This window comes from Acidobacteriota bacterium, assembly GCA_016208495.1.
GTDB lineage: Bacteria > Acidobacteriota > Blastocatellia > Chloracidobacteriales > Chloracidobacteriaceae > JACQXX01.
The window spans coordinates 23,778-49,154 of record JACQXX010000020.1 but is presented as its reverse complement, the minus strand read 5'-3'; the positions used below and the strand labels follow the sequence as shown (position 1 = coordinate 49,154).

The 25,377-nt window shown below is 51.8% G+C and carries 19 protein-coding genes; 9 read left to right on the top strand and 10 right to left on the bottom strand.

Annotation, left to right across the window (positions count from 1 at the left end):
- The first annotated feature begins 173 nt into the window (after nucleotides 1-173).
- Nucleotides 174-1,469, top strand: a complete 1,296-nt coding sequence (locus HY774_03990; protein ID MBI4747621.1) for an adenylosuccinate lyase — start codon at nucleotides 174-176, stop codon at nucleotides 1,467-1,469.
- A gap of 119 nt (nucleotides 1,470-1,588) precedes the next feature.
- Here the strand turns inward: HY774_03990 and HY774_03985 are convergent, their stop codons facing one another.
- From HY774_03985 to cysC, 5 genes are all read right to left on the bottom strand, one after another.
- Nucleotides 1,589-4,000: a VWA domain-containing protein gene (locus HY774_03985; GenBank protein ID MBI4747620.1), complete on the bottom strand. Its 2,412-nt coding sequence runs from the start codon at nucleotides 3,998-4,000 to the stop codon at nucleotides 1,589-1,591.
- 208 nt (nucleotides 4,001-4,208) lie between these two features.
- Nucleotides 4,209-5,084: a hypothetical protein gene (locus HY774_03980; protein MBI4747619.1), complete on the bottom strand. Its 876-nt coding sequence runs from the start codon at nucleotides 5,082-5,084 to the stop codon at nucleotides 4,209-4,211.
- Between the two features lie 454 nt (nucleotides 5,085-5,538).
- The gene (locus tag HY774_03975; protein MBI4747618.1) at nucleotides 5,539-7,194 is read right to left on the bottom strand and encodes an alkaline phosphatase family protein; all 1,656 of its coding nucleotides are present in this window, start codon (nucleotides 7,192-7,194) and stop codon (nucleotides 5,539-5,541) included.
- Between the two features lie 115 nt (nucleotides 7,195-7,309).
- Nucleotides 7,310-7,999, bottom strand: coding sequence for a hypothetical protein (locus HY774_03970; GenBank protein ID MBI4747617.1), 690 nt, complete (start codon nucleotides 7,997-7,999; stop codon nucleotides 7,310-7,312).
- A gap of 9 nt (nucleotides 8,000-8,008) precedes the next feature.
- Nucleotides 8,009-8,572 carry an adenylyl-sulfate kinase gene (cysC, locus tag HY774_03965; protein MBI4747616.1) on the bottom strand — a complete coding sequence of 188 codons (564 nt, stop codon included), beginning with the start codon at nucleotides 8,570-8,572 and terminating at the stop codon, nucleotides 8,009-8,011.
- A 388-nt stretch (nucleotides 8,573-8,960) separates the two neighbouring features.
- Here cysC and HY774_03960 point away from each other — a divergent pair, with 388 nt between their 5' ends.
- Complete coding sequence (locus HY774_03960) at nucleotides 8,961-9,455, top strand: ATP-binding protein (GenBank protein MBI4747615.1); 495 nt, start codon at nucleotides 8,961-8,963, stop codon at nucleotides 9,453-9,455.
- Between the two features lie 386 nt (nucleotides 9,456-9,841).
- Nucleotides 9,842-10,270, top strand: coding sequence for a hypothetical protein (locus HY774_03955; GenBank protein MBI4747614.1), 429 nt, complete (start codon nucleotides 9,842-9,844; stop codon nucleotides 10,268-10,270).
- A 200-nt stretch (nucleotides 10,271-10,470) separates the two neighbouring features.
- Here the strand turns inward: HY774_03955 and HY774_03950 are convergent, their stop codons facing one another.
- The 4 genes from HY774_03950 to HY774_03935 form a co-directional block, all read right to left on the bottom strand.
- Complete coding sequence (locus HY774_03950; GenBank protein ID MBI4747613.1) at nucleotides 10,471-11,826, bottom strand: TldD/PmbA family protein; 1,356 nt, start codon at nucleotides 11,824-11,826, stop codon at nucleotides 10,471-10,473.
- A gap of 51 nt (nucleotides 11,827-11,877) precedes the next feature.
- A complete protein-coding gene (locus HY774_03945; protein ID MBI4747612.1) occupies nucleotides 11,878-12,885 on the bottom strand; it encodes an NAD(P)-binding domain-containing protein in 1,008 nt (335 codons plus the stop codon).
- Nucleotides 12,886-12,889: 4 nt separating this feature from the next.
- A complete protein-coding gene (locus HY774_03940; GenBank protein ID MBI4747611.1) occupies nucleotides 12,890-14,182 on the bottom strand; it encodes a hypothetical protein in 1,293 nt (430 codons plus the stop codon).
- Nucleotides 14,183-14,397: 215 nt separating this feature from the next.
- The gene (locus HY774_03935) at nucleotides 14,398-14,979 is read right to left on the bottom strand and encodes a PH domain-containing protein (GenBank protein MBI4747610.1); all 582 of its coding nucleotides are present in this window, start codon (nucleotides 14,977-14,979) and stop codon (nucleotides 14,398-14,400) included.
- A 428-nt stretch (nucleotides 14,980-15,407) separates the two neighbouring features.
- Between HY774_03935 and HY774_03930 the strand changes: the two genes are divergently transcribed.
- Complete coding sequence (locus HY774_03930) at nucleotides 15,408-16,559, top strand: AAA family ATPase (protein MBI4747609.1); 1,152 nt, start codon at nucleotides 15,408-15,410, stop codon at nucleotides 16,557-16,559.
- A gap of 141 nt (nucleotides 16,560-16,700) precedes the next feature.
- Here HY774_03930 and HY774_03925 read toward each other — a convergent pair whose 3' ends face one another.
- Entirely contained in the window at nucleotides 16,701-17,894 is a 1,194-nt protein-coding gene (locus HY774_03925; protein ID MBI4747608.1) for a trypsin-like peptidase domain-containing protein, read from the bottom strand.
- A gap of 266 nt (nucleotides 17,895-18,160) precedes the next feature.
- Here HY774_03925 and HY774_03920 point away from each other — a divergent pair, with 266 nt between their 5' ends.
- From HY774_03920 to HY774_03900, 5 genes are all read left to right on the top strand, one after another.
- The gene (locus tag HY774_03920) at nucleotides 18,161-19,159 is read left to right on the top strand and encodes a flippase-like domain-containing protein (protein MBI4747607.1); all 999 of its coding nucleotides are present in this window, start codon (nucleotides 18,161-18,163) and stop codon (nucleotides 19,157-19,159) included.
- Between the two features lie 82 nt (nucleotides 19,160-19,241).
- Nucleotides 19,242-20,963, top strand: coding sequence for a sigma 54-interacting transcriptional regulator (locus HY774_03915; GenBank protein MBI4747606.1), 1,722 nt, complete (start codon nucleotides 19,242-19,244; stop codon nucleotides 20,961-20,963).
- 205 nt (nucleotides 20,964-21,168) lie between these two features.
- Complete coding sequence (locus tag HY774_03910; protein MBI4747605.1) at nucleotides 21,169-21,462, top strand: hypothetical protein; 294 nt, start codon at nucleotides 21,169-21,171, stop codon at nucleotides 21,460-21,462.
- A gap of 429 nt (nucleotides 21,463-21,891) precedes the next feature.
- Nucleotides 21,892-23,337 (top strand): HlyD family secretion protein, encoded by a 1,446-nt coding sequence (locus tag HY774_03905; GenBank protein ID MBI4747604.1) that lies wholly within the window; start codon nucleotides 21,892-21,894, stop codon nucleotides 23,335-23,337.
- Nucleotides 23,334-24,926 carry a DHA2 family efflux MFS transporter permease subunit gene (locus HY774_03900; protein ID MBI4747603.1) on the top strand — a complete coding sequence of 531 codons (1,593 nt, stop codon included), beginning with the start codon at nucleotides 23,334-23,336 and terminating at the stop codon, nucleotides 24,924-24,926. The genes HY774_03905 and HY774_03900 overlap by 4 nt, the downstream gene beginning before the upstream one ends.
- Nucleotides 24,927-25,377: the final 451 nt, after the last annotated feature.

Sequence of the window (25,377 nt, the reverse complement as noted above, 5' to 3'; positions counted from 1 at the left end):
ATGATTTCTTGCAATTTCACCTGCATTCGGGCGATAGTTTCTCGACGGTACATTTTTTGCCTCCATTTGTTTCTCTTTAAAGGTTTTAACTAGCAGAAAATGTACCATGTCTCCTCTCAAAAATAATAATCCCCAGTCAACCCTGAACCCTGAACCCTGAACCCTATATATTTATGATTCCTCGATACTCTTTGCCACAAATGTCCAACCTGTGGACTGAACACAACCGCTTTCAGAAATGGCTCGACGTCGAAGTCGCCGTTTGTGAAATCCATGCCGAAATGGGCACCATCCCGGCAGATGCCGTCGAACAAATCAAAGCCAAGGCCGCTTTTTCGGTTGATCACATTCTTGAAGTCGAAAAAGTCACCCGCCACGACGTGATTGCCTTCACAACGGTCCTGGCTGAAAACATCGGACCGGCGTCGCGCTACGTCCATTTTGGGCTCACGTCGTCGGATGTCGTGGATACGGCCAATGGTCTGCTCCTGCGGGATGCCGCTGACTTGCTGATCAAACGTGTTCACAACTTTGCCGAAGCGTTGAAAAAACGGGCCCTCGAATTTCGAGACACGCCGATGATGGGCCGCACGCACGGCATCCACGCGGAGCCGACGACGTTTGGTCTGGTGATGGCGCTCTACTACGCCGACACCATGCGCAATCTCGAACGCCTCGAACGGGCTCGCGAAGCGGTCGCTGTTGGGAAAATCTCCGGCGCGGTCGGAACGTTTGCCAATCTGGATCCCGAAGTCGAAGAACGTGTCTGCACCCGCCTGGGTCTGAAAGCCGCTCCGATTTCGACTCAGGTCATTCAACGGGACCGCTACGCCGAGTTTATGAACACGCTGGCGTTGATTGCCGCCGGCATTGAAAAATTCGCGCTTGAAGTCCGCCACCTGCAACGCACCGAAGTCCGCGAAGCCCAGGAACCCTTTGCCAAAGGGCAAAAAGGGTCTTCGGCCATGCCGCACAAACGCAACCCGATTCTTTCCGAGCAATTGTGTGGACAGGCGCGGCTGGTTCGGTCAAACGCCATGGCCGCCATGGAAAACATTGCCCTCTGGCACGAACGCGACATTTCGCATTCATCGGTTGAACGCGTGATTTTGCCGGACACCTGTATTCTGGTTGATTATATGCTGGCGAAAGCGACCGGGCTGGCCGAAGGGCTGGTTGTCTACCCGGACAATATGCTCAAGAATCTCAATCAGTTAGGCGGAACAACCTTCTCCGGCCAGCTTCTGCTCGAACTCGCTCGCAAAGGGGCTACCCGTGAACAAGCCTATGAATGGGTGCAGCGCAACGCCATGAAAATGTGGGATCACGGCGCGGATTTCCGTTCGTCTATTTTGGAAGACACTGACATCACCAGTCTTCTGTCACGCGACGAAATCGAAGCAATTTTTGATTTGAAGGTTCAACTGCGAAACGTAGACAAAATCTTCAAGCGCGTGTTCGCAGAATAAAGAATTAGGGCCTCTGGCCTGGGGCTGAAGGCAGAGTTGAGGTTGAAGATTGAAGCATTTGGCTTGAACCCGTTTTCTTCAGCCCTGAGCTTGCGAATCTTCAGCCCCCAGCCCTCACCCTACTTGGCGTAGTACCCCCGGCGAGTTCGGATCACGCCTTCACCACGATTGATCTTGACCTGGATTTTGTGCCACTGGCCATCTTTGGTAAATGACGCCGGGTAGTAGCCGATGCTGTACACCGTCCGGAGTTCATTGGCAATCTTTTCATAGATATTGCCCAAATCTTCAACATTGGGCGCCATGTACAAAACCCCACCCGAAGCATCGGCAATTTGCTGCAGTTGGGTGCGGGCCGTGGCATACACTTCAGCCGATTCCCCCCACTGCTGGGCGTAGTTTTCACTTTCCGTATCCAGATACACGGGATACACCAGCGTGCCAAATTCCAAAACCTTGTCGAGCATCTGTTTAAATGAAACCCGTGACGGTGCTGGATACGCCACGCTCAACGCATTGTCTACGCCATCGGTCATCACCACGATGGCATTTCGTTCCCCTTGTAGACCGCGCAACACGTCCTTCATCACAAAGTCCATGGCTTCGTAAAAGGCCGTTCCGCCATCAGTGCGCTGCATTTCCTGAATGCGTTTTTTCAAGAGTTCACGGTCATTGGTTGGCCGGGCCACCACCTGTACACCCCGTGTAAAAGCCACAATGGCAACTTTGTCCTGAGGGCTGGTTGCGGCGACAAATCGCAGGGCCGACCGTTTGACGCTATCAATTTTTTCCCGTGTACTGCCACTTAAATCAAGCAATAACACCAGATTAAACGGTGTTGCGACCGGTATGAAGTGGGATACTTCCTGTTTGACGCTATCTTCAAAAACCACAAAATCAGTTTGCTTCAGGTCGGTAATGGCCCGTCCGGAGCGATTTGAAACCGTGACATTCAAATTGACCAGCTTGGTATCAAGCTTGATGGTGTCTTCATCAGAATCTGTGTCGTCTACGGGCTTGCGAGTTGGGTCTGGGCTGCCATCATCTCCCCGACGAACAATGCGTGGTGGGTTTGGTCCTGTCGAATCTCGACTGGTATCAGGTGAGTTTGCCGATCCAAGGTAATCATCCGTCCCTCGATTTTTATTTCGCCGGGAGAGAGAGCCACCACCCGAACCAGAGTTTACCGGATCACTGGTATTCAGATCATCAATAACTGAATCAGCCGCGGTTGTCGGCTGAGGTTGGGTTGATCCTGGCGGAGGAATGATCCGAACCCCAATCCCGCCCTGAGTATTGTTTGTCCCGCCACCTTGCCGCCGTCGCAATGTCCCTGACTGGTCAATCGTTGAACCAGACGACTGGGTATCACGATTTGAACCAAAAACATCTGTGTATCCGCCACCCGTTTGACTTTGTGGTGATGAAGGAGTGTTCGGTGAAGATCCACCAGATGACGAACGATCATCACGCTTCCCTTTGGTCGCTGGATCGGTGGAGTTCAGGTCATCCAGAACCGAATCTGCCGCCGTCGTTTCCTGTGGCTGGGTTGATCCTGGTGGAGGAATAATCCGCACACCAAGTCCCCCTCGGGTATTGTTTGTCCCGCCACCCTGTCTTTGCCCTGTCCCTGATTGATCAACTCTGGAACCTGATGACTGAGTATCTCGGCTGGAACCAAAGACATCGGTGTATCCCCCGCCACCTGTTCGGCTAGGTGAGGATGAATTGTACGGATCGGAATTCCCCGAACTTGTTCCATATGAATCGGGCTGGGTTACAACCTGATCACGCCGCTGCCGCAAAATTGACCCTTTGGAAGACAATTGATCATCTGAAAGCGGGCTTGCCTGGGAATCAGATGTGGGTCCTTTGGCAATCAACTTCGCCAGTTGTGGTCGCAAGGGTTGCAAATTGATGTTTCCACTGGTGCTGCGAATGACAATCGCCGAACCGCCTTTGCCTAATTTTCCTTCCACCAGCGTTGGGGTTGATGAATCACACACCGTCATCTGAACGCCGCAGGTGACCGAACCGGAAGTCGAGCGCATGATGACTTCGGCATCCTGTGAACTTGGAGATTCAACCAGCACATTTCCAGTCTGGGTTTCAATGCTGGCACTGGTGACTGGCCCCAAAACTTCCACATCTCCCTGATTGGTAGTCAATCGAAGGTGAGCCCGGCGTGGAATATAAATTTTCAGGTTGATCGGCCCCGCATCCAGTTTGGAAGGGCAAACCACCGTGATTTGATTGGTCCCTTTCCAAAACGAGACCTCTGATTGCAGAACTCTTTGGCTCCCGGCGCCTTTTCGGGTTGCCACAATATGAATCAGATCTTCTCCCCAGACCTCCACGGCAATTGTGCCAGCCGGATTATCAACTTTGACATTGGCGTTGGCGCCAACCTCAAAGCTTTGTTCGAAGACATCATCTGAATCTGCGGTTACCTGCCCCCAGGAACAAGCTAAACACAAAAATACAACCAATATGGCCCACTTGCTCTTCCCCTTGATCAATCGTGTGGTCACGATATTTCTTTGAACACGAAAGAACTGTCTCACAGTGTGGTCCTCCTCAAACGGGGCTGGAAATGGGGTTCCGGGTTCTTTAAGGGATGAAGGATGAGGGATGAGGGATAAGGGATGAAAAAATCCCCTTGTCACCCTGTCACCCTGTCACCCTGTCACCTTGTCCAGGTTCCGGGTTCTTCGAATAATTCAAGCACCAGGCACTTGCCTACTGCCAGCGAGTCCATCCCGGTGGAACTCCCGCCCGGCGAGCCTCTTCAGTCAGGGCATTGTAGCGAATTTGGACAGCAGTCAAATTCAGGCGGGCTTCCATCAAACGCTCTCGAACCTTCGTTTCAAAATCCTGGCCGTTGGTGTTGTTCTGTGGGATCAAAATGGTACTTCCAGGATTGTAATACCCGCCATTGCCGTTGATGACCACACCGCCAGGAGTTTGGATAGCACCATAGGTCGTCTGGCGTCCCCGATTGGCTTCCAGTTGAGAGAGCTGATTTTGCAAAATCCCGATCAGTTCTTCCTGCACCGCCATTTCAGTCAGAAGAGGGCGGGCACGTTCACGCCAGTAGGCTTCTGACTTCCGATCCAGGACGGGATCAACCGGAGGCGGTGAATACGCGGGAACAGCGGCAGCAACTTCAACTGGCTCAGCAGGTTCTGATTTGCCTTCTTTGTCTTTACCCGAATCACCCCGACGCTGTTTGTACGCCTCAAAGTCAGCGTTGACCAGAGTGCGCGTAATCGGTGACTTGGCCCGCGCAACAGCGGCTTTATCCTTTAGAACCGGAGTTTCCTTTTTGGCGGTCTGAACATCTGAATCAAGAATCGGCAACGGGGCGCTCGCCCGCTGGACAAACTCGCCGATTCCCTGATGGTTGGCCATTTCTGTTTTGGCAATGTCTACGTTGTTGACCGACACCGAGAACCGTTTTCCGTCAGCCAGCACAAAAACAGCAATGTCATTCACAATGCGGTAATTCTCTTGAACTTCAAGCCGCCGTCCATCCTTGAGGATAACCGTGTAAGCTGATGCGCTGATGGTCCAGGAAAAGACCACAAGAAACACAACGAGGAGTGGTTTCTTCATAGGGGCCCTCCACGAAAATGAGTGGATTTCAGTTTTTTGTTTGGTAGTGATTGATAACTGGCGAATTACCCTGGGATTTGGGCGAGTATAGCACGCGATTTGCGCGTTGTCATAGCAAGGCTACTTAACTCAGTTGAAAAGAAGAAAAAATAAGCGGAAGTTTTTGAAAATATCGGGTTGAGAAATCCAGGGCTGAGGACAATTGAAGGGATGAGGGATGAGGGATGAAATAAAACCAATTTTTCAGCCCGAAGTCTTCAGCCCTCATCCCTCAGCCCCAAACCCCATAAGCGCCAGGATAAGAAAGCCCGTGCTCTTTCCGGTGGCATTCAATGATGTTCTTTCGGGGTTGGGTCTCGTTGCGGGCCGGGTCCGTGGGCTTCGCACCACGGCTATTATACGACGACCCTGCGGGCCTAAAACCCCTTATCCTGGCGCTTATGGCCCTCAGCCCTCAGCCCAAATAGCCCAGCGCACGCAATCGCTCTTCCAGTTCGCTAGCTTCTTCGTCTGAAAAAACCTCAGTCGAGGAACTGGACGCATTTGGATTTGATCCACCTGTCAATCCATCTTTGTAAGACGTTCCCTGGCGGCGAATGGGGCTGATGTCTGCAAATTCTGGGGTAAAGGCATCCACCAGCGGTTTGCCATCCATGTCCTGTGTGAGTGCCGCCCCCATTGCAAACAGGGCGGTTGGCGTAATATCGCGGAGGTTGGCACCGGTCAGCCGGTGGTCTCGACGAATGTGCGGCCCCGCCATGAGAAGAATACCTTCTGGGGCGTGCGTGCCTGTTGTTGTGGTTGCGGGGACAATTGGCGCTCCGGGACTCGCGGTTTCAATCGGTACATCTTCTGATCGTTTTGGAATGACTAAAATATCCGGCAATCGGTCAGCAAACCGCCCAGTTAAGCTAGCTTCGCGCGGTACAACGGCTTCAAAAACACATTTCCCGGTTTCAGGGTCTATCCACTCATTCAGCGCCTGGATCACTTCAGTCCGAACCCGCTCAAAGTCCTGCGGCTCAACCGTTCCCACCCGATCACGGCCCTTGAGGTTGATCCAGACGCCTTTGTCCTGCCCGAAAAATGCGGTTGTTTGCTCCCAGTCAATTTGATTGAGAAAATCGCGTCCGAAGACAACTTTTTTCTCTAAAACCGAGTGCGGCTTGAGTTTGGTGGATAAGGCTCGATAGTGATAGGTCAATTTATTTGAGATTTTGTCGAGCGTGGTATTTGCTGTCCGGAAGGCTTCAGGCTGGTAGCGGAGGAATCCACGCTGGGCGAGCCATTCATTGACTCGCAATTCACGCAGTTCTGCCGAAAATCCGTGGTCAGAGCAAATCACAACCATTACATCCTCTGGCAATCGGCGGAGTATCCGCTCAACACCGGCATCTGCCTGTCGGTATACATCCCGGATAAAATCACTGTATTCAGGTGATTGAGTCGGATCATATCGAAAATGATTTGGATCCATATCCGCCCAGAAATCATGCTGGGCACGGTCCGGCACACTCAGCACAATCATAAAAAAATCGGTCGGGTACGTTTGAATCAAATATTCCGCAGCGCAGACATGCCCTTCCAAACAATTGTGAAACTCAGCCGCTTTTTCAGCCCGTCCAAGTGCCCGGCGGGGTTCGATAATGTAGTTCGGCAGGTGACCCAACAATTCGGCCTGGAGTGAAGGTGGATAGGTAAATGGTGATTTTGTACTGGGGGTCAGCATTCCCGTGACCTGATATCCGGTCACCGTTTCAACCGGATAGGTGGTTGGAATGTTGATGATTCCAGTTGAATAGCCTTGGGTGTTCAGCAAATCCCAGATAGGCCGGGTTTGCAGATCAACCGCTGAAATGGCCCGAACGCCATACTCTTCGCGGCGCTTGAGAAATGGCGAAAAAATACCGTGCATGCCTTCCGAGGTGCCAGTTGTGGCGCTGGCCCAGCCGGGGAAACTGTTTGGCAAGATGGTTGACCGCAGGTGCCCCCAACTGCCTTCGCGAAGTAATCGTCCCAGGGTTGGGAGTTCTCCGGCTTCCACCATCGGCAGTATCAAATTAAAGGTAGCGCCATCCAGGCCAATAACAGCACATTTCGTAGTCGTCATAGGATCAGTGTTCGGGGTTCGGGGTTCGGGGTTCGGGGTTCAGGGTTCAGGGTTTTCGAAGAGGGCGCGGTTCAAAGCAACGTCGCCCTTACACCAGGTTGTCATTGTCACCCTGTCACCTTGTCCCCTTGTCATTCAGTCCCCTTGTCACCTTGCTATCTTCGCTCCATCGTTGTTCCAGGCATTCCAGCAGGGTTGGAACCCGAATTCCGACCCGGGCATCGTGAAGACGGATCATTCCTTCGAGCATCGTCAAGTCCAGTTGCAGGTGGGAACTGTGCCAGAGTAACGCCCATTGTTCGAGCCGGCGAAACTCTCCTTTTTTGAATTGGAAGGCTCGAATCCGTTGATGGTCGGGTAAAGCTGGGGAAAAGAGAAAATACTCACGAATTCCGCCACCCTCAATATAAAGTTTGGCCCGGTCATGGCATTCAATCGGAGAAAGCGCGGGATCTTCACACTCCAAAACCCAGCCGGGTGCCGGATGCGCCTCATCAATGGTGTATTCCCACTCGGTATCCTTTTGGGGAGTCAATCCAAAATTGGGAAATCGAACCATCCAGCAGACTGGAGTTTTGATCACGGTTTCACCGTCAGTATGCCATTTGATCGGTCGCCGATACCCAATGACTACTGCCGGGTCATCAGCAAAATGAAGTCGGAGTGACACACTGAGCGCTCTTAATTGAATTTCGCGCTCGCTTTGTAAATCCGGTGAATCGGGTGAAAAGCGCAAATGGGGCGGAATGTGCTTCCGCCCCATAAACTCTCGATACTCGCTCAGACGCAATGATCGGTGTTTCATTCTGTGTCGTTACTGTGCCACAGCCACGGCTGATTCCTGTTTTGCAGTGATAAATCCGTGCTTTTCCAGGTAGGCAATGATCTTGGCGGTGCATTCTTCCAATGATTCCTTATCGGTTTCAAGCACCAGCTCTGGGTTCAATGGTTCTTCATAGGGATCGGACACACCGGTAAATTCTTTAATTTCACCCGCCAACGCCTTGGCGTAGAGTCCTTTGACGTCGCGTTGAATACAGGCATCGAGCGAACACTTGACATAGGCTTCGATGAAATTTGCACCAATCTGGCTTCGGACTTCATCACGAATCGAGCGATATGGTGAAATTGCCGCTGAAATAACCCCGGCATGGTTGCGGGTCAGCAAGTGGCACACAAAACCAATCCGGCGAATGTTGGTGTCGCGATCTTCTTTGCTGAATCCCAAGCCTTTGCTCAAGTGGGTGCGGACAACGTCGCCATCCAAAATTTCGATATTACGTCCGCGAGCCAGAAGTTCTTTCTCAACGGCGTGAGCCAGGGTGGTTTTCCCGGCACCTGAAAGTCCTGTAAACCAAAGCGTAAATCCTTTTGACATTGCTACTGTAAACTCCTCAAAAAAATGAAATTATGCGGTCGAATGAAAAATGCAGGCAACGACCTTCGTGGCTGAAAACCTACCGGCCAGGAGTGAATCAACTCAGTCTGGAACGATAGAAGAGGGAGAGCGTGGAGGTGATGCGGTCTGCGTGTTTCGCGGATGAGTGCGAAGCTCGCCAGTGTAGCCGAACTGTCCATCAGATGACAAGAAGGGATGATGATCCTCTCCGTTGCGGAAACGTCGCCTGAGGTTGACAATTCCCACCGGCAGGATACCGGAAAGTGGTTGTTGAGCGGGTCTCAAAGCAGACTTCCCCACTGGCTACGTTCCGGCGAAACTGGTTTTTCGCACCCGAGAACCTGATCAATTGTGAAGTGAGGAAATGATGAATACCCCAGGAAAGCTTATTTTTATGTGCGGTAAGATGGCGGCGGGAAAATCTACTCTTGCAAAAACCTTAGCTGAGACTGAACAGGCGGTGCTCCTTGTTCAAGACGAGCTTCTGGATCACCTGTTTCCCGGAGAAATCACTGACATCCAGGGATTTGTCAGGTGTTCTTCGCGATTGAAAAATGCACTTGGACCACATATTTGTGCCCTTCTGCTCAAAGGCGTCTCAGTTGTACTCGACTTTCCAGCCAACACCAAAACACAGCGGGCCTGGTTTCGAGAATTACTGGAGCAAACCAGTGCTGATCACGAGTTGCACTATGTGGATGCTTCAGATGCAGTGTGCAAGCAACAGCTTCAAGTGCGAAGTAAGAATTTAGCCGCAGGTACCCCCTGGACAACGGATGCTGAGTTTGAAGCGATCACCGCATACTTCCAACCACCATCTGAAGAAGAGCAATTCAATGTTATTTGCCATAAACGTCTCTAATAATCCGAATTAAGGGTTGAAAAGTTGAGCCCAGGAATTGGGCTGAGAACCTAAACGGCTTCAATTCTTAATTGGCATCAGTAATTCACGAAGCTCATTTGATTGAAGGACCAGACTGTTTCTGATCCGAGGTACTCATTGCAGACCGACATAACATTTAACTGCAATTATATAAATCATAGATGGTTTATTTTCTTACATTTGATTTGGATGATGTTGGTCCCTGGTAGTCACCTCGAATGTTTTGTTGGTCATCTATAAAATCGGTGACTTCGATGACAATGCGGAATCTGTCATACTGGCCCTACCTGACCACATATCACTCCACTATGGTGCGGCTGACTCAGTTCAGAGCCAATCATTCATATCTATCTATGGAGGCACCTATGCAGTCGAAAAAAACTGGCCTTGAATGGACCATTCTCATTACCCGCTGGCTGGCACGTGGACTCAGTATCCTGAGCATTGGGACGCTGGCGATGTTTGTGGCTCACGATGTTCCGACTCCATCAAAAGTCACTTTTGCCGAAGGGCTGGCATTGATGTTTTTTCCGCTGGGGGTCGTCATCGGCATGATCGTCGCATGGAAGTGGGAAGGGATCGGAAGCAGCTTTGGACTCACCAGTCTGGCGCTTTTTTACGGCGTGTATGGATTCTTGCTTTCAAACCAGTTCCCAACTGGCTGGTGGTTTCTCATCTTCAGTTCGCCATTGTTCCTCTTTCTGGCGACGTGGGTTGCCGCGCGAACAACTCCGCGAAAAGACAATGCGGATCTCCCTGGAAACCACCATCATCCAACACCAGTCGCAGGTTGATTCTGCCCAGGCGACAGGGTTTCATCTTCCGTCCCACTCGTCAAACCTCACGCCTGAAGGCGTTATAACCATTTTGGGCTGAAGAAAGCGGGCTTGGGGCTGAAGACTCGCAAGCTCGGGGCGGAAGAACTCGGGTTCAATACCCTAAACCCAATAGTCTTCAACCCATCTTCTTCAGCCCATCTTCTTCAGCCCTGTTCTTATTCTCCGCTTAAAATCATGGTGGAAATCTTCAATGTCGGAGCACTGATCCGGCCTCGGAATTCAAGGTCATTTCCGATCATTTCCAGGTTTTTCAACATGTCTTTCAGGTTGCTGGCAACGGTGACTTCTTCGACCGGATAGGTCAGTTCCCCGTTCTCAATCCAGATTCCAGCCGCCCCGCGTGAGTAGTCTCCATTCACCACGTTGACACCAAACCCAATCAATTCAGTGACATAAAAACCATTTTTCACTGAGCGGATAATCTCTTCCGGAGCATATTTCCCTGGTTCAATGAAAAAATTGTTTGGTCCAACCGATGGAATTCCTGCCAGACTTCGCGAAGCATTGCCGGTTGTTTTGACATTGAGTTTGCGGGCAGTATAGGTGTTGTGAAGGTAGGTTTTCAGGATTCCATTTTCGATGACCACCGTTCGGCCTGTCGGCACGCCTTCCCCATCAAAGGGACGCGACCCCGAAGCACCGTTCAACGTTCCATCGTCAATGACCGTCAACTCCGGCACGGCAATCTGTTCGTCAAGGCGATCAACCAGAAATGAGGATTTTCGGAAAATGGCATCGCCTGAAATCGCGCTAAAAATATCCCTTAACAGACTTTGGGCGACGATTGGATCAAACACCACCGGCACACTCTGGGTTTTTACTTTTCGACCACCCAGCCGCCGCAATGTTCGCTTCGCAGCCCGCTTGCCAATTGAATCAGGCGACTCAAGCAAAGCCAGTGACCGACGGGAGTCATACCAGTAATCACGCTGCAACTGGTCGCCTTCTTTCGCAACTGGCACTGTCGCCAGAGTAATCGAAGTCCCGGCGTATTCACCGGCAAACCCAAGGGAGTTGGCCAGGATTCGGCGACTGATTCCCGAATCAAGCCCGCCACCTTCAAAATTGACAATGCGTGGATCGAAATCCCGTGCCGCCTGTTCAGCCGCCAGGGCCATGGCAATTTTTTCTTCGGCGGAGAGCGCCACGACCGCCGGGTCATACAACCCCAGGTCCGACCAGTTTGAAGCCAGCTCATCCGGCGCGGGTAACCCTGCCGTGTCATCAACTGAGGTTGTTTGGGCCAGCTTCACTGCTGTGGCAACCAGTTCAGTAATGGCCTCGGGTGAAAAATCCGATGAAGCCACCGTTGCCTGCCGGCCATCACACAACACCCGCAACCCAAGCCCCTTGGAGGCTGATTCTTTGAGCGTTTCAACATCACCTAACCGGACGCTGACCGAAAATTCAACGCCTTCTGAGATGACGACTTCAGCGGCAGAAGCTCCCTGCCGCATCGCCTGCTGTACAATTCCCGCTGCAAAATCTGGAGTTATGTTTTTTGAATCCATAAAGAGAATGAAGAATACTTAAAGTCAGTACCACCTGCGTGAGCGGGTGGGTTATTCAAAGTGAGCCAGCATTTTTTCAACGACTCGCGGCGGTACAGCCACGGCGTTTTTCATGTGCATTTCACGCGTCAGGTGCCCGGCGACAAACAAACCAGGGATCGTGGTTTCATAGGTTTCGGGGTTATACACCGGACGCCCGTCACTGGCAATTTCGGCGCCCGTGGTGCGAAGCAAAGTGACATCTGGATCCGCCCCAAGCAATGCAAAAATGTGGAAACAGGGCACCCGCAGCAGGTCCGTCTGGCCTTCGATTTTCAGAAGTGCTTCATCAGGAAGTACTTCCGCAACTGTGGATGAATAAATTATTTTAATTTCACCTTTGGCTTCGAGGTGCTCAATTGGGCCCCGCACCCACGGCTTGACTCCGATTTTGTCCTTGTCACCCGGACGCGGGCCAATCGTTGGCCGCCGAAGCGACCACGACACATTGGCGCCACCTTCGTGCAAAAAGAGAACCGCCTCAGCGGCTGAATTCCCCCCGCCAACCACCAACACTTCCTGACCACCGTAGGCAAACGCCTCGACAAACCGATAGGAAACACGACTTTCGATCTCGCCCGGAACGCCCAAGGTGCGTGGCCGGCCAAATCCGCCTGTGGCCACCAGGACCCGGTGAGCCTGGTACGTCGCTTTTTGTGTCACGATCAAAAAGAGCCCATCCGCCTCGCGGGAAACGCGATCAACCGACTCGTGCAGGTGAATCCGCATCTGGTGCTCGCGCAAGGCAAACTGGTTGTAATAGGCCAGGACTTCTTCACGCGTTGGTTTCTCATTCTTCGGCTTGAGTGAACCGGGAATGAGTTCAACTTCATTCGGAGTTGAAAACAACGGCTTACCAATCGGATAGTTGTACACGGTTTGGGCAATAATGCCTTGTTCAAGAATTAAATACGAGATTCCGGCTTGCTCGGCTCGATATCCGGCGGCCAGTCCGGCAGGCCCAGCACCAATGATCAACAGGTCATACACCGGTTTCGGTGTGTTTTCAGCTACGTCCACAACACTACTCTCCAGGTTCCAATTGTTTCATCCCAGATTCAACCGAAGCCGGAATGGAAAATGAATCGTGAATATTTAACCGCAACATCCCGCCAGCGTCACTAAAGATAGAATCTGACATGGTTGATTTGCGACGCCAGTAGAAAAACCCCAAACCAGCCGCCAGCCCGACCATGACCGAAATGGATGCTCCCAAACCTATCAGCCGAAAGATGCTGATCAACATGGTGGCGGTCTTATGAGCTTCGACGACAGGGTCGAGACCGGGTGGTTCAGGCGGCGGCGGGGGTTCATTAAGCCCGCCGGTCAGCCATTGCACCTCATAATCATATTCAATCGCTGAGATCACGGCCTGCGTTTTCATCCAATCCGTGACACCATACGCTTCAACAATAAAATTCCCTCGGCGTTGGACTATGCGCCGGGTTCGCTCTTCAGTGGGCAGCCGGTTGGCGTGGATGGCAATTTTGTAGAGCGCGGAGGTGGCATCCTGGGGTGTTGGGTAGTCAGCAATCACCAGCCGTTGAAAAGGACTTTCCGGCCCATAACTGGCCCAGGTAAAGCCCATGCCATCTTTGACCGGAAACTCCTCAAACCCTGGCTCCGGTGCATTGGCGGAAATACCAATCTTCCCCACCGCAAAATGCAGCGTTTCTGGATCAAGGTGAGCTGTCGGCAGGTGGCGGACCACAAATGGTGTTTTGGCCGCCTTTGGATCATATCCTGGTTGTTTGGCATGCCAGGATTGGAGTTTCGTGGTGATTTCGGTGGCCAGTTGCTCTAATTGAACTGGGGGGACTTCTCCGGTCAGGGCACGAACCATCACAAATTCCGATTCGACCCAGGCACCGGCCATCTGCCCAACCACCCACACGGCTGCTTTATTCACCAGGGCTTTGTCTTTGGCGGGACGGAGCGTGGAAAACACCGCAAACGAATACTCAGGATGAGGAAACTGAAACACCTGGACCATGAAGTTTCCGACTTTTCCCTGATACCCTTGCTGGACGCTTGATTCGGTCAACAATGGGGCGAAGTCAGGTGAAAATTCCTGAATGGCGTCCCCACCGACGGTCAGGACCTCAGTCGCTTTTCCAAGTCGGGAATTCAGAAACTCCTGAATCGGAAACTCAGTTCCCGTCGCCGGAACCGCTTTTGGCGGTTCTTTTTTTGGCATGATGGCCAGTGGAATCGCATTCGGCTTTGAATTCTGTGCCCACCCCGGTTGGGTCAACCACCCCAGAGCCACTATTCCCAGAACGACCAGCCCGGTTTTTGAAATCGCCCGTGTCACCATTGAATTCCCTCCACCATTGTTCTGCAACGTATTGCTTGAATTTCTTATACCAGTCCGTAGTTCGTTAAGTCTATTTGGTTGAATTATTTAACTATTTGCCAATATGAGGATTTCATTGCACCAATTGGTATAAATACTTCGGAGAAAATTCCCAGATATTTTAACCACGAAATACACGAAATGAATCAATGCGAACGACTGACGACTGACTGGTATTATTTCCGCACCCGGGCCAAAATCTCACTCGCCACGGCCTGTGGGTTGGTCACGTGGCGGAGAATGATTTTTCCCGACGAAGATGCACTATCAATGACCACATCGCCAATGCCCAACATCCGGTTTAACAATGTGATTTGAGTTGAAACGTCCTGAATCTTTTGGAGCGGAATATTTTGCGTCCGTTTTATCAGCAGTCCGGTTTGAATTTCGACTTTCTCAGACGTTAAGGTATAGGTTTCGATTTGCCGTAAAATGTGGTTGTAAATTGGGTTAAGAAACAACACCACAACCACGAACCCAACCACCCAGGGAATCACATTACTCAACCAATCCCAGGCTTTCCCGGCAATCATGGCGCCCAAAACCACAATCACAATGGACAACACCGCCGCCAGCGCATACCGCACACCGACAAAAATAAAACTGGGGTGCATCACCGCATGAACCACTTCTGCGGGCAGTTGCCCCGCCGCCGGTGCCAGATGGCCAGGTTGGGGCGGGGTACCCAGAACAGCACCACACAAATTACAAAACCGACTACCGTCAGGAATGACCTGATGACATTGAGGACAATGCATGGAGTAAGGCTCGCTGATTGAAGAAGATGACTGGATGGCGGCATCTTACCACAGTTTTTGGCCAACGAACGATCAGAGCTTCCCTTTCAAAGAGTCAAGTACTTGATATGACGGATATTACAGATGATGAGCAACTGGTTGTGGATTGAACTTTTTTCAACTCCCCGCTTAGACACCACCCAGGACAGGAAGTTCCAGAAGCCGTAAAACTTTCGAATTCAGGTTTGAGATTGGGCAGTTTTCGACTACCCTAGACAAACTGGCACTCTGAAATCAATTTTGTGAACCAGTTGATTTTTCATCAGGTTAGCGGTATGAAACCAGGGTCGGCGCTCCCATCGCCTTCACCTTGCCAAAGTCCAAATATTGGAATGACTGCTCTGTTTTGCTGGTTGAGTTTTCAGTGATTTCCGAATCCGGCCAAATTTATGAAAATCAAGCCTCCTGAATACAACGACCCGTTGCTCTCCAGAACTGACGATGAAGCGTTCCGCGGTTCACAATTACTGCGTTCATTTTTGCGCAACCTGCCCTTGCCTTCGCCGCAGGAAATTTTCACCAAACTGGAACAACTGGGTTATCACGGCCAGGCTGCCCAACGCCGTGCGGTTTCCCTGATGGCCTATCGTCACGTGAAGCGACTCAAGCGCCTGCACGTAGACGGTGAACCCCTGCGCAAACTCCCACCGAAGCAAAACATTTTGATGATTGGGCCCACCGGATGCGGCAAGACATTTCTGGTTGAATTGCTGTTTCAACATATTTTCCGACTTCCAACCGTGATCGTGGATATCACCAGTTTTACCGAAAGCGGATATGTCGGCGATGATGTGCGCACAATTCTCACCCGGCTGATCAGCGCTTCGGGCGACGACCCGGAACTGGCGTCATGTGGGGTGATTTGTCTGGATGAATTCGACAAACTGTCGGCCTCCGGCAGCAATGCCCGCTTTGCCGGTCAGGGCACGACCAAAGATGTTTCAGGCTATGGTGTCCAGCGTGAATTACTCGCCATGCTTGAAGGCACTGAAGTCATGGTGCCGATGGACTACGGCTTTTCAGCCTATGGTCAGCGAACCGAACTTTCGACCCGCAATATTCCTTTTATTGCTTGCGGCGCGTTTTCCGGGTTTGAAGACCTGCTGAAAACCAACCGGGCAGCCATCGGATTTCAACCAGGTGAAACCCTGGGCACTGAACTGACCCTTGATGAAGTTGGATCATTTCAAAAGTATGGTTTTTTACCTGAATTGATTGGACGATTTTCCAGGGTTGTGAATTTTCCGCCGCTCCCCCCTGAAACCCTGCGTCAGATTCTCATCGAGAACCTTCTTCCGCAGTTTATCAATGAATTTCAGGCCGAAGGGCTGCAACTCACTTTTACCGAAGAAGCCTTTTCCCACTTGATTCACCGAAGTCTCAAGCGCGGAACGGGCGCCCGGGGACTCCATACCGAACTGGTTGCGGCGGTTGAACAGGTGGCCTTTAACACCTTTGGGCAAATCACTGAAGCTGAGATCATCATTTCAGCGGGCGGCGGCGCCATCACCAGTGACATCAAGCGGGTGGCTAAACCATAGTTCGGGGTTCGGGGTTCGGGGTTTGAAAGCGTTTTTGTTTTTTTCATCCTTTTGTGCCCGTTGTTAAGGACAGAAAGGAAGAAAGGTCGAAAAACCCCGAACCCCGAACCCCGAACCCTGAACCCTGAACCCTAAATGGCATTACTCTTCCGGGTCAGGTCGGAATGACTCGTATCGGGCTGGCAATTCATCCAGTTTGACAGTCAATCGAGTTGGCTGGCCTCCGCGATAGATAACCACCTGAACCGTCTCGCCAATTTTTCGATCCTTGAGCGCCCGATAGAGATCTTCCTCAGTTTTGACATCCTGGTCTCCGACTTTCACCAGAATATCTCCCAGCACAGCTTCACTCCCATCCGGACGCCGTTGAACCTGATTGCTGCCTCGGATTCCCACGCGATCCGAAGGACCCGCCGGAAACACTTTGGTAATAATCAGACCTTCGTTGACCGGCAGGCTATAGCGACGAACCAGGCGTGGCGTAATGGCAAAGGTTTCAACTCCGAGCCAGGGACGCCGGACTCGGCCAAAGGCCAGCAAATCAGGAATGACTTGACGGGCAACGTCCACGGGCACGGCAAACCCAATCCCAATACTTCCCTTGCTCGGGCTGTAAATGGCGGTGTTGATGCCGATGATTTCCCCGGCGGAATTTAACAGCGGCCCGCCGGAATTCCCTGGATTGATCGAAGCATCTGTCTGAATGACATTATCAATGGTGCGTCCACTTTCGGTTCGAAGCGGCCTCCCTAAACCGCTGATCACGCCAATGGTGAGTGTTCGCTCAAAACCAAACGGATTTCCAATCGCCAGCACCTTTTGGCCAACTTTGAGGTTTTGGGATGTTCCAAACGGCACAACGTGGAGTTTTTCTTTAGGTACATCAATTTTAATGATCGCCAGATCATTGTTTGGGTCAGCGCCGACGACTTTGGCAACGTGGGTTGTTTTGTCAGCCAGGGTCACAATCAGCTCCTGGGCATTATTGACCACATGAAAGTTGGTCAGGATATTGCCCTTCTCATCAATGATGGAGCCTGAACCACCACCGGATTGGCGATAGGGTCCCCAAAAGAAGTCTTCGACAATCGCCGTGCTGGTGATGTTGACCACACCGGGGCCAAACTTTTCATAGATTTCAATGTTGTTCTTTTCATCGCTTCCCAAAATCAGCGGCGTTCCAGAGCGTGGCGGCTGGCCGCTTTGCCCCTTCACTTCTTTTTCCTGGGGAAGGTATTTTCCCAGGAAATAATAGAGTCCAAAGACTGTCCCCCCTGTCAGGAGCGCAGTACTCACAATAATCAGCAAGAGTTGTCGAATGCTTAATCGGTACATATTCACAGTTCCTCAAAAGTTGTTTTTCTTTCATCGGGCTGAAATCCTCGAACTCAGGGTATTGAACCCGTTTTCTTCCGCCCTGAGCCCTGGGTTTTTCAGCCCCGAGTCTTCAGGTTATAGTGGGTTGGCGTTTGATTTGTAAACTCTTCAATGGCTTGTTCAGCACTGAAACCTTTTCTCAATCGCCTGAGTGTGATACACGTTTTGGCTCATTTCATTTTCAGCGTCCCCGCAAATTTCAGTGCCCTAGATACTTCATTCGAATGCGAAATACAGCCAAGCAAATTACAATTTGGGGCGGCATTGCCCTTAGTCTCTTTTTTACTTATCTCGCCTTGAGAGGCATTAGCTGGTCCCAAACCTGGTATTTCCTCAAGCGGACTCAACCTTTTGAATTACTTCTGGCCCTGGTCTTGATGTGGGCAGGTTTTTTCTGGCGTGCCCTTCGCTGGAAACGGTTGATTGATACTGGCCAGCACATTTCTTATAAGGACTGTTTTCGGGTTATCACCATCGGGTACATGGCCAATAACGTCCTGCCGGCCCGAATTGGCGAAATTGCCCGGGCCTACCTGCTCAGTCACCGCAACGGTGTTACCAAAAGCTTTGCTCTCGGCACAATTGTGACCGAGCGACTGGGCGATGTGGTGATGCTCGTGCTGTTTATTTCGGCCACATTGATGGTGGTTCCGCTCCCCGCACTTGGAAAAGAGGTCGCGATTGGCAGTGCTTTTATCGCGCTGGCCGCCACCGTCTTTGTCATGACACTTGTCTTTTGGCACGAATCCATGCCGATTTTGCTTGGCAAACCGATGAAACTGGTGCTCAGTGAAAAACGGGCTGATTACCTGCTGGATAAAGTAGATCGGTTTATCGGGGGCATCAGTTGTGGTCGCTCAATTAAAGTACTCGCTCTGGTTGGAGTGGATTCGTTTGGCATCTGGTTTTCGGCATTGTTGATGACCTGGGCCGTGGCCCATGCCTGTCATATCCAGGTTGGGTTGACCGAGGTTCTCTTTACCATGTGCGTGGTCAACCTGGGTGTGATGCTCCCATCAGCCCCAGGGTATGTCGGCACCTACCAGTATTTGTGCATCACGGCGCTTGGCTTTTTTGGCGTAGACAACGAACTGGCACTGGCATTTTCAATTGTATGCCACATTGTCTGGTATTTGCCTCTGACCATACTAGGGTTGATCTTTTTCGTGCATGATCGGCTGACCTTCACTGAACTGGCCGAAGGCGAGCTGGAAAATACTTGATTGGGGTTCCAGGTTCCGGGTTCCGCGCTTCCGGGTTTTCGAATTTTTGTCCCTTTTGTCCTTTTCGTCGTTTCCCTTGCCCATGAAACTCCTCGACCTGCTCAAAATTGATGAAACCGCTGGAACGATTCATTTGAATAACCGGCGCGTGCTGCTCATTGATGCCGACGCATTTGGGTTGCTCCGCAAGGAACTGATCGAAACGCTTGGAATGATTGAAGCCCGACGGATGCTCTCCCGGTTTGGGTATATGCGCGGGTATCGCGATGCCCTGACTTCCAAGGAAATGTTTCAAGATCAGGATCCACTGCTCTGGAGCCAGAGCGGCGTTCAGTTTCATTCCCAGGAAGGGATTGTCCGCCCCGAACTCGAAACCTTTACCTTTGACCCGGCACAGGGGTTATTTGAAGTGATTGGCCGATGGAAAAACTCGTTTGAGGCCGAACAACACATCAAACACCTTGGCAAAAGTGAAACTCCGACTTGCTGGACATTAATGGGCTATGCCAGCGGTTTTCAATCCGCCGTGATGGGACGGGAAGTGTTTTTCCTGGAAACGTCCTGTGTCGGACGGGGTGACAAAGAGTGCCGGTTTATTGGAACCATTGATGAAAGCCCAGATGGTCCGATTGCAACGCTGTTTCCAAAGATCTATCAAGTTGAAGACATGCAGGAAGCCATGATTCGGGTGCGTCAACAACGAACCAGCCTGAAATCAGCGGTTACTGAACTTGAACAACGTTCAAAAGAACTGGCAGCCGAAAAGCAAAAAGTTCAGGCCCTCGAAAAGCAGGTGATGTGCCTGCAGGAAAGCCTCAACGAGCCCTACAATTTTGAAGAAATGATCGGGGCCAACCAGGCATTTCGAGCGATTGTGGCCGAAGCCGAACTGGTCGCCCAATCAGATTCAACGGTTTTGATCACGGGCGAAACCGGGACCGGAAAAGAACTCCTGGCCCGTGCCGTCCACGCCCGCAGCCTGCGTGCCTCCAGACCCTTGATTACCGTCAATTGTGCCGCGCTCCCTGCCGGGCTGGTCGAAAGTGAACTGTTTGGCCATGAAAAAGGCGCCTTCACCGGTGCCATCCAACGCAAACCTGGTCGGTTTGAACTCGCCAATAAAGGCACGATTTTTCTGGATGAAATCGGGGAACTCCCTCCGGAAACCCAATCGAAGTTTCTGCGGGTACTCCAGGAAGGAACCTTCGAACGAGTGGGAAGTTCACAAACCATCCAGGTTGATGTCCGGGTGATTGCCGCCACCAACCAGCCGCTTGACCAACTGGTTGAAGCTGGGAAATTTCGGCCCGACCTGTTTTACCGACTCAATGTCTTTCCACTGCATATCCCGCCCTTGCGCGAACGTGAAAACGACATTGTGCTGCTCACCAATTTTTTTGTTCAGAAATATCGCTGCCGACTCAAGAAAAAAATTACCGCCATCAGTCAGGAATCAATCGAGCAATTAAAACGGTACTCCTGGCCGGGAAATATTCGCGAACTGGAACACATTATCGAACGGGCAGTGCTCGTCTCAGATTCACCGATTTTGACCATTGACCCTTCCTTTTCGGTGAAACAACGCCCAGCCCTAACCAATACCACCAGCCCATCTCCCGCTCCGTCCCTGAAGTTACAAACGCTGGAAGACCATGAACGTGAATACATTGCCCAAATTCTAAAGCACACCAACGGTATGATTGGCGGCAAACACGGGGCGGCTGAAATTTTAGGCGTACCTTCGACCACGCTCCGCAGCCGAATGCAAAAGCTCGGGATGTTGCCCGGCAGGAAGAATGCCTGATCCTGAGGCTGAAAGACCTTGGGCTGAAGACTCGCAAGCTCGGAGCAAAAGAAGGGATGAGGGATGAAAGAAAGACAATGCTTCACCTCGCTATCTTCAGCCCCAAGCCCCAAGCCCTCAGCCCGTCTTCTTCAGCCCGACTTCTTCAGCCCCCATCTCTGGCAAGCCAATTGCACTTAGTGGCTGTGAAAAGGAGGAACTCCCCATGTCTGTTCGCATTTCACAAATCCATGATCCTGTGCGGGATTGTGTCCTGGTTCGGGTCGAGGGTTCGCTCAACTATCGGAATTCCCTGCTTCTGGAACAAGTTTGCCAGGGGATTCAGGCACACTCAGGACAACCCGTGGTTATCAATCTTGAAGATTTACTTTTCCTCGATGCCTGTGCGGCAACGACGCTGACAAAGCTGTATCATCAACCAAATATTCAACTTGAAGGATGTGGTCCGTTTACTTCCCAGATGCTTGAATCCAGCTTATCTGATTCGTTGTGCGCTTAAAGGGCACTGGTTCACACAACTTTTTTCACACTCTTTTTTTATGACAGGCAGGCCACGGTTCAACTGTGGCCTTTTTGCTTTTTGGGGATCTCAGGGACGATTCAATACAACCAGAGCTTGTTTCCTCATGAAACTGACACGATATTTCGGCACGATATTTCGTATCACCACGAAATGTCGTGCCAGAAAAGCACTTCACTTCAAGCGTAGACCAACCAAGCTCGACCACGACCCCCTTGATACCTCTCGCTTTCCCAGTTCTCCGAAAAAAACCACCAAAATTAATGAATTCAACAAATTAAAGCTGGAGCTCCTGATTCTCGGCCTTTGCCATGAAGGCGTCCTTTCGGAAAAAGGAAGCCAGAGTGGTCCCTCAGTTGCACTTCTTCTGAGCCAGAACAATTTCGAAGCGTCACCACGGAGGAGACCATGTCAAAAATCGCTGAACTTGAGCCTGAAATCATTTCAACCTATCTCGAACCGAACCCATCAGTTCAACCAGTATCGGTGAAACCTGAATCGCCCGCGGTCACGGTTAAACCCACGCCAGCTCAGGATTCAAAATCGCTGGCAGGCACTGCCTTTTTCCAGCGCCGCCCCATTCAACTGGGTGTGGCGGCCTTGCTCGTAGTTGGTCTTTTGTTTGGCGCTCGAACGTTGGTTTTTGCTCACGGTCACCAATCAACCGATGATGCCTTTATTGATGGGACAGTGATTCCAATCAGTTCCAAAGTCGCCGGCCATATTGCCAGAGTGTATGTCAAAGATAATCAGGCGATACGCAAAGGCGACCTGATTGCTGAGATTGACGATCAGGATTTTCAGGTAAAGCTGGCCCAGGCCAAAGCCCAACTGGCCGCCGCTCAGGCAAACCTTCGTTCCGCCCAGATCAATGTTGATTTGACCAGTGCCACTTCGGGTGGATCGCTCCAACAAGCCAACGCCGGGGTCACTTCAGCCCAAAGCCAGGTGCAAACCTCCGAGGCACTCGTTGCAGCCGCGAAAGCCCGAGTCGAACAGGCCCACGCCCAGGTTGCCACCGCCCAGGCCAACCTCGAATCGAGCCGGGCACAGCGGATGGCGGCGGAGGCTGAAGCCACCCAGGCGGCGACGGATGCAGGTCGCTACCAGACGCTGTTTGATGCCGGTGACACTTCACGGCAACGCCTGGATCAGGCATTAACGATTGCCCAAACCGCCGCCGCCCAGGCCAGTGCCGCCCGCATGAAGGTTGTGGCGACTGAAGCCCAGGTTGCCGAAGCCAAAGCTCAGGAAGTTTCCGCTCAAGCCAGTTTGCAGCAAACCCAAAGTCAGGTCGGCGGGGCGCAAGCCCAGGTTGGCGAAGCACTTGGCCAGTTGACTTCGGCCCAGGCAGCGCCGCATCAGGTTGCACAGCAACGCGCACGTGCTGAAGCCGTCCAGGCAGCCGTTACCAATGCTGAAGCCGCCGTCAAAGAAGCCGAGTTGATGGTTTCCTACACCAAAATTTATGCACCCGAAGATGGCCGCATCACCCGCAAAGCCATTGACCCGGGCACCTATGTCCAGATTGGTCAATCGCTGGTGGCACTGGTTTCCAATGACATGTGGGTGGAGGCAAATTTCAAGGAAACCCAGTTGACCGATATGCGTCCTGGTCAGGTGGTCGAGATCGAGATTGATGCCTATCCAGGAAAAGTATTCAAAGGCCATGTGGAAAGTATTCAATCAGGCACCGGCGCCCGGTTCAGTTTACTGCCGCCAGAAAATGCCACTGGAAATTATGTCAAAGTCGTGCAGCGGGTGCCGGTCAAGATTGTGTTTGATCAGGCACCGGATCCGCAATTCCCACTTGGATTAGGGATGTCAGTTGAACCGGAGGTCAAAGTCCGATGAGTGCCACAATCGTTGCCAGTCCGCAAAGTACCAGCGATCAACCGTGGGTGCCGGCGGTCAATCCCTGGATTATCGCCATTTCCGTGATGCTGGCCACGTTTATGGAAGTGCTTGATACTTCGGTGGCCAACGTGGCGCTTCCCCACATCGCGGGAAATCTGTCCGCCAGCGTGAGTCAGGCCACCTGGGTGTTGACCAGCTATCTGGTGGCCAATGCCATTGTGCTGCCGGCAACCGGCTGGTTAAGTTCATTTTTTGGCCGCAAGCGATTGTTATTGTTTTGTATCCTGTTGTTTACCGGCGCTTCGTTTTTATGCGGAGCAGCAACCAGCCTGGAAATGCTTGTCGTTGCACGAATCCTGCAGGGTGTCGGAGGCGGAGTGCTGCAACCAATTGCCCAGGCGGTGATGCTCGAAAGCTTCCCTCCGGCCAAACGCGGCGTGGCCATGGCGGTGTATGGAATGGGCGTGATTGTCGCCCCCATCATCGGGCCAACATTAGGAGGCTGGATTACCGACAATTATTCGTGGCGGTGGACATTTTACATCAACCTGCCCGTCGGGATCGTGGCAATTTTGATGGTCAAGCGATTTCTCGAAGACCCGCCGTTCATCAAAAATGCACCACGCGTCAAAATTGATTACATTGGGTTTGGGTTGCTCGTGGTGTGGCTGGGAGCGCTCCAGGTACTCCTGGATAAAGGACAAGAGGAAGACTGGTTTGCCTCATCGTTGATCGTCTTTTTGACTGTGACAGCCATCCTGGGACTGGTGGCGTTTGTGATCCACGAATTGCGCGTTGAAAACCCGATTGTGAACTTACGAGTGCTGGCCAACCGAAATTTTGCGACCTCGACAGCGCTGATTACGGTGGTGGGAATGGTGCTCTATGGCACCACGTCGCTGCTGCCTCTCTTCTTACAAAACCTGATGGGATACCCGGCGATGCAAAGCGGGATGGCGGTCAGCCCGCGTGGGGTGGGCGCGTTACTTTCCATGTTGCTGGTGGCTCGATTGTTTAACCTGATTGACGTTCGAATGATGATTGCCGGAGGGTTTGGCCTCCTGGGACTGGCTGGATTATGGCTGTCGAATATCAACCTTGGGATTTCGCACACTAACTTGCTGGCACCCATCATTTTGAGTGGATGCGCGCTGGGATTTCTCTTCGTTCCGCTTTCGACCACGGCGACGGGAACACTCAAAACCGAAGAAATCGGAGGCGCCACCGGAATTTATAACCTGATGCGCAACCTGGGCGGCGGTATCGGTATTTCCCTGGTTTCAACGTTTCTTGCCCGTGGCGCTCAAACCCATCAGGCACAACTGGTAGCTCATTTGACACCCTATGATTCAGCCTATTCCCAAACTTTGGGAACGTTGCATCAGACTTTTTCTTCCGTTTCAGATGGCTTTACCGGCATGCAACAAGCCTACGGCGCACTGTATGGAATCCTGGTGAAACAGGCGACCTTGCTGGCTTTTGTTGATACCTTGCGCTGGATGGGTGTGCTGTGTCTGATCTGTCTTCCGATTCCGTTTTTACTGAAAAAGGTAAAAGGTGGAACAGGTGATTTGGCCACGCATTGAAAACCAGGGCTGAAGGCTGATGGCCAAGATAACAGTAGCCCAGGAACTGGGCGGCAGCTTGCCCCGAATGCAGCTAATAAATTGCAAGTTAAAACCGAAACCTCAGTGTAGTACCAGGCTTCGCAGGTTCAACACCGCCTTTTTTTCAACTCTTACTTCGCATGAATAGTCAGGGGTCAATGCCATAAACGCCAGGATAAGAAAATGTGAGCCTGTTTGAGACAAGGAGCTGAGGAGATAAGGAGGCAAGGAGATCCTCCTCCCGACGGTGGGAGCGGGAGAATATTTTTTCTCCTTGCCCCCTTGTCCTCTTGTCCGCTTGTCCCCTTGTCCAGATCGGGCTTTGTTTCCTTATCCTGCCGCTTATGGGGATCAATGCTCAGCAATTTACATGGCGGACACGTCAGCCCACGCCAATCAACGCCCCGAAAAGAACACAGGGAAAGACGAC

What these genes read in the sequence shown, in the direction of transcription:
- HY774_03950 (MBI4747613.1), bottom strand. Translation starts at nt 11,826, where the DNA reads ATGGATTCAAAAAACATAACTCCAGATTTTGCAGCGGGAATTGTACAG.
- HY774_03980 (MBI4747619.1), bottom strand. Translation starts at nt 5,084, where the DNA reads ATGAAGAAACCACTCCTCGTTGTGTTTCTTGTGGTCTTTTCCTGGACC.
- HY774_03910 (MBI4747605.1), top strand. Translation starts at nt 21,169, where the DNA reads ATGTCTGTTCGCATTTCACAAATCCATGATCCTGTGCGGGATTGTGTC.
- HY774_03915 (MBI4747606.1), top strand. Translation starts at nt 19,242, where the DNA reads ATGAAACTCCTCGACCTGCTCAAAATTGATGAAACCGCTGGAACGATT.
- HY774_03905 (MBI4747604.1), top strand. Translation starts at nt 21,892, where the DNA reads ATGTCAAAAATCGCTGAACTTGAGCCTGAAATCATTTCAACCTATCTC.
- HY774_03920 (MBI4747607.1), top strand. Translation starts at nt 18,161, where the DNA reads ATGCGAAATACAGCCAAGCAAATTACAATTTGGGGCGGCATTGCCCTT.
- HY774_03930 (MBI4747609.1), top strand. Translation starts at nt 15,408, where the DNA reads ATGAAAATCAAGCCTCCTGAATACAACGACCCGTTGCTCTCCAGAACT.
- HY774_03960 (MBI4747615.1), top strand. Translation starts at nt 8,961, where the DNA reads ATGAATACCCCAGGAAAGCTTATTTTTATGTGCGGTAAGATGGCGGCG.
- HY774_03925 (MBI4747608.1), bottom strand. Translation starts at nt 17,894, where the DNA reads ATGTACCGATTAAGCATTCGACAACTCTTGCTGATTATTGTGAGTACT.
- HY774_03940 (MBI4747611.1), bottom strand. Translation starts at nt 14,182, where the DNA reads ATGGTGACACGGGCGATTTCAAAAACCGGGCTGGTCGTTCTGGGAATA.
- HY774_03935 (MBI4747610.1), bottom strand. Translation starts at nt 14,979, where the DNA reads ATGCATTGTCCTCAATGTCATCAGGTCATTCCTGACGGTAGTCGGTTT.
- HY774_03900 (MBI4747603.1), top strand. Translation starts at nt 23,334, where the DNA reads ATGAGTGCCACAATCGTTGCCAGTCCGCAAAGTACCAGCGATCAACCG.
- cysC (MBI4747616.1), bottom strand. Translation starts at nt 8,572, where the DNA reads ATGTCAAAAGGATTTACGCTTTGGTTTACAGGACTTTCAGGTGCCGGG.
- HY774_03955 (MBI4747614.1), top strand. Translation starts at nt 9,842, where the DNA reads ATGCAGTCGAAAAAAACTGGCCTTGAATGGACCATTCTCATTACCCGC.
- HY774_03990 (MBI4747621.1), top strand. Translation starts at nt 174, where the DNA reads ATGATTCCTCGATACTCTTTGCCACAAATGTCCAACCTGTGGACTGAA.
- HY774_03970 (MBI4747617.1), bottom strand. Translation starts at nt 7,999, where the DNA reads ATGAAACACCGATCATTGCGTCTGAGCGAGTATCGAGAGTTTATGGGG.
- HY774_03975 (MBI4747618.1), bottom strand. Translation starts at nt 7,194, where the DNA reads ATGACGACTACGAAATGTGCTGTTATTGGCCTGGATGGCGCTACCTTT.